The sequence below is a fragment of the Streptomyces sp. NPDC055078 genome (genome assembly GCF_053607985.1).
In genome coordinates this window covers 1-4,033 of sequence record NZ_JBSGUP010000716.1, presented here as the reverse complement: position 1 = coordinate 4,033, position 4,033 = coordinate 1, and the positions used below count along the sequence as shown (strand labels likewise).

Annotated in this window: 5 protein-coding genes; all 5 read left to right on the top strand. The window is 70.4% G+C overall.

The window, feature by feature from the left end; all coding sequences use genetic code 11:
- A partial coding sequence (locus ACWF94_RS35380) for a hypothetical protein (RefSeq protein ID WP_453498280.1) occupies positions 1 to 183 on the top strand: 183 nt, incomplete at its 5' end.
- A gap of 129 nt (positions 184 to 312) precedes the next feature.
- Positions 313 to 609 carry an Asp-tRNA(Asn)/Glu-tRNA(Gln) amidotransferase subunit GatC gene (gene gatC / locus ACWF94_RS35375; protein ID WP_453498277.1) on the top strand — a complete coding sequence of 99 codons (297 nt, stop codon included), beginning with the start codon at positions 313 to 315 and terminating at the stop codon, positions 607 to 609.
- 7 nt (positions 610 to 616) lie between these two features.
- A complete protein-coding gene (gene gatA / locus ACWF94_RS35370; RefSeq protein WP_453498274.1) occupies positions 617 to 2,110 on the top strand; it encodes an Asp-tRNA(Asn)/Glu-tRNA(Gln) amidotransferase subunit GatA in 1,494 nt (497 codons plus the stop codon).
- An 88-nt stretch (positions 2,111 to 2,198) separates the two neighbouring features.
- Positions 2,199 to 2,438: a hypothetical protein gene (locus tag ACWF94_RS35365; RefSeq protein ID WP_453498271.1), complete on the top strand. Its 240-nt coding sequence runs from the start codon at positions 2,199 to 2,201 to the stop codon at positions 2,436 to 2,438.
- A gap of 16 nt (positions 2,439 to 2,454) precedes the next feature.
- On the top strand, positions 2,455 to 3,966 hold the full coding sequence (gene gatB, locus ACWF94_RS35360) for an Asp-tRNA(Asn)/Glu-tRNA(Gln) amidotransferase subunit GatB (RefSeq protein WP_453498268.1): 1,512 nt from the start codon (positions 2,455 to 2,457) through the stop codon (positions 3,964 to 3,966).
- Positions 3,967 to 4,033: the final 67 nt, after the last annotated feature.

Below are 4,033 nucleotides of genomic sequence, written 5' to 3'. Positions count from 1 at the left end.
GCCCCGGTGGAGGTGCTGCGCTGTGCGGAGGTGCTGCGCTGTGCGGAGGTGCTGCGCCAGCGAGGGCCCGGTGCGGGGCGGCGCACGGCGGTGCGGGCGTCCGGGGCGCGAAGGAGCCGCGCACGGCGGTGCGGGCGTCCGGGGCGCGAAGGGTCGGGTGTGGGCGGCGGCCCGGAGGGGTGACGCCGTCCCCTTGCCAGGGGCAGACGCGGGGCTACGTCGCGCCGGGGAAACGGGACCGTTTCGTGGTCGGGCACCCCCGCCCATAGGATTGGCTCCAAACCACACACACTCACCCCTGAGGACCGCTGCATGCCTGGCATTACGCGCGAGGAGGTCGCCCACCTCGCCCGACTGGCGCGCCTTGAGCTGTCCGGCGACGAACTCGACCACTTCGCCGGTCAGCTCGACGACATCATCGGCGCGGTCGCCCGCGTCGCCGAGGTCGCCGATCAAGACGTGCCCCCGACCTCCCACCCGCTGCCGCTGACGAATGTCATGCGCGCGGACGAGGTCCGTCCGTCGCTCACCCCCGAGCAGGCGCTCTCCAGCGCCCCGGCCCAGGAGCAGCAGCGTTTCAAGGTGCCGCAGATCCTGGGGGAGGACTAACACCACCATGACGGACATCATCAAGCTCACCGCCGCCGAGATCGCCGCGAAGATCGCCGCGGGCGATCTCACCGCGGTCGAGGTCACCGAGGCCCATCTGGCCCGTATCGACGCGGTCGACGAGAAGGTTCACGCCTTTCTGCACCTGGACCGGGAGGGCGCGCTCGCCCAGGCCCGCGCGGTCGACGCCAAGCGGGCCGCGGGCGAGAAGCTGGGCCCCCTCGCGGGCGTCCCGCTCGCGCTGAAGGACATCTTCACCACCGAGGGCATCCCCACCACGGTCGGCTCCAAGATCCTCGAAGGCTGGATCCCGCCGTACGACGCGACCGTGACGCGCAGGCTCAAGGCCGCCGACGTGGTCATCCTCGGCAAGACCAACATGGACGAGTTCGCCATGGGCTCCTCCACCGAGAACAGCGCGTACGGCCCGACGGGCAACCCGTGGGACCTGACCCGTATCCCGGGCGGCTCCGGCGGCGGTTCCAGCGCCGCCCTCGCGGCGTACGAGGCACCGCTCGCCATCGGCACGGACACCGGCGGCTCGATCCGCCAGCCCGCCGCCGTCACCGGCACGGTCGGCGTCAAGCCGACGTACGGCGGGGTCTCGCGCTACGGCATGGTCGCGTTCTCGTCCTCCCTGGACCAGGGCGGCCCCTGCGCCCGTACGGTCCTGGACGCCGCGCTGCTGCACGAGGTCATCGCCGGCCACGACCCGCTGGACTCCACCTCCATCGACGCCCCGGTCCCGCCGGTCGTCGAGGCCGCCCGCAACGGCGGGGTGGCGGGGATGCGCGTCGGCGTGGTCAAGCAGTTCCGCGGCGAGCACTACCAGGCCGGGGTGATGCGGCGCTTCGACGAGACCGTCACCCTGCTGAAAGAGCTGGGCGCCGAGATCGTCGAGCTGGACTGCCCGTCCTTCGACCTCGGCCTCTCCGCGTACTACCTGATCGCGCCCTCCGAGTGCTCGTCCAACCTCGCCCGCTTCGACGCCATGCGCTACGGCCTGCGGGTCGGCGACGACGGTACGAAGTCCGCCGAGGACGTCACCGCCCTCACCCGGGCGGCCGGTTTCGGCGACGAGGTCAAGCGCCGCATCATGCTCGGCACGTACGCGCTCAGCTCCGGCTACTACGACGCGTACTACGGCAGCGCGCAGAAGGTCCGCACGCTCATCAAGCAGGACTTCGAGAAGTCCTTCGAGCAGGTCGATGTGATCGTCTCGCCGACGACGCCGACGACCGCGTTCCCGATCGGCGAGCGCGCCGACGACCCGATGGCGATGTATCTGGCCGACCTGTGCACGATCCCTGCCAACCTGGCGGGCAACGCGGCGATGTCGCTGCCCTGCGGCCTCGCCCCCGAGGACAACCTCCCGGTCGGACTGCAGATCATCGCTCCCGCCATGAAGGACGAGCGGCTGTACAAGGTCGGCGCCGCCGTCGAGGCGGCCTTCGTGGAAAAGTGGGGGCACCCGTTGCTGGAGGAGGCACCGTCACTGTGAGCGACGCACGCACCGCCGCCGCCCCGCGGACGACCACGAGAGCCGTACCTCTGCGCCGTACGGGCGGAGAAGCGAACGGAGAGACACCATGAGCGCACTGACCAAGGCCAAGGGTTTCAAGAAGTCGAAGACCGGCACCTACCTGTCGATCGGCACCACCGCGTTCGGCGCGGTCAGTGTCCTCAAGCAGGCCAAGAAGGCCCGCACCGAGCACGACACACTCCGGCTGATCGACGCCGCGATCTCCGCCGCCGCCATCATCAGCGGCGTCGCCCTGCTGGTGCGCGAGCTGAAGCGCATCGGCGACGACGACGTTCTGTTCGGCTGAGAGGGAATGTTTCACCGTGACCGTCACTGAACTGGTGTCGTACGAGGCGGCTCTCGCCGGCTACGACCCCGTCATGGGCCTTGAGGTCCATGTCGAGCTCGGTACCCGGACCAAGATGTTCTGCGGCTGTTCGACCGAGCTGGGCGCCGAGCCCAACTCGCAGACCTGCCCCACCTGTCTCGGTCTGCCCGGCTCGCTCCCGGTCGTCAACGCGATCGGCATCGAGTCGGCCATCAAGATCGGTCTCGCGCTGAACTGCGAGATCGCCGAATGGTGCCGCTTCGCCCGGAAGAACTACTTCTATCCGGACATGCCGAAGAACTTCCAGACCTCCCAGTACGACGAGCCGATCGCCTTCAACGGCTATCTGGACGTCCGGCTGGAGGACGGCGAGGTCTTCCGGGTGGACATCGAGCGCGCCCATATGGAGGAGGACACCGGCAAGTCGACCCATGTCGGCGGTGCCACCGGCCGGATCCACGGCGCGTCCCACTCCCTGCTGGACTACAACCGCGCGGGCATTCCGCTGATCGAGATCGTCACCAAGCCGATCGTCGGCGCGGGCGAGCGCGCACCCGAGGTCGCGAAGGCGTATGTCGCCGAGCTGCGGGAGCTGATCAAGGCGCTCGGCGTCTCCGAGGCCCGGATGGAAATGGGCCAGATGCGCTGCGATGTGAACCTCTCGCTGATGCCCAAGGGCACCTCGGCGTTCGGCACGCGCTCGGAGACCAAGAACGTCAACTCCCTGCGCTCGGTGGAGCGCGCCGCCCGGTTCGAGATCCAGCGGCACGCCGCGGTGCTCGAAGCCGGTGGCACGATCATCCAGGAGACCCGCCACTTCCACGAGGACGACGGCTCCACCACATCCGGCCGGGTGAAGGAGGAGGCCGAGGACTACCGGTACTTCCCGGAGCCCGATCTCGTCCCGGTCGCCCCCTCCCGGACCTGGGTGGAGGAGCTGCGGGCGACCCTGCCCGAGCTGCCGCGCGTGCGCCGGAACCGCCTGCGCGAGGAGTGGGGTGTCTCCGAGCACGATATGCAGTCCATCCTCAACGCGGGCGCGGTCGATCTGATCGTCGCCACGACCGATGCGGGCGCGCCGGCCGACCAGGCCCGTAAGTGGTGGATGGGCGAGCTGGCCCGTAACGCCAACGAATCGGGCCGCGCGCTGGACGAACTGCCCATCACCCCCGCGCAGGTCGCCAGGCTCGCCGCGCTGGTCGCCTCCGGCGATCTCAACGACAAGCTGGCCCGCCAGGTCATCGAGGGCGTCCTCGCGGGCGAGGGCGACCCGGACACCGTCGTCGAGAAGCGCGGGCTGAAGGTCGTCTCCGACGAGGGCGCGCTCGGTACGGCCGTCGACGAGGCGATCGCCGGGAACGCGGCCGTCGCGGACAAGATCCGCGGCGGCAAGGTGGCGGCCGTGGGCGCGCTCGTGGGCGCGGTCATGAAGGCGACCCGCGGCCAGGCTGACGCCGCCCGCGTCAAGGAGCTGATCCTGGAGCGGCTCGGTGTGAGCGAGGGCTGACGGCCCGCCGCCCACCCGGTTCGCCCCATGCCGTACGGGTCCGGAGGCGGCCCGCACCACCCGGTGC

Coding starts and splice junctions, on each gene's coding strand:
- gatC (WP_453498277.1), top strand. CDS start 313: ATGCCTGGCATTACGCGCGAGGAGGTCGCCCACCTCGCCCGACTGGCG.
- gatA (WP_453498274.1), top strand. CDS start 617: ATGACGGACATCATCAAGCTCACCGCCGCCGAGATCGCCGCGAAGATC.
- ACWF94_RS35365 (WP_453498271.1), top strand. CDS start 2,199: ATGAGCGCACTGACCAAGGCCAAGGGTTTCAAGAAGTCGAAGACCGGC.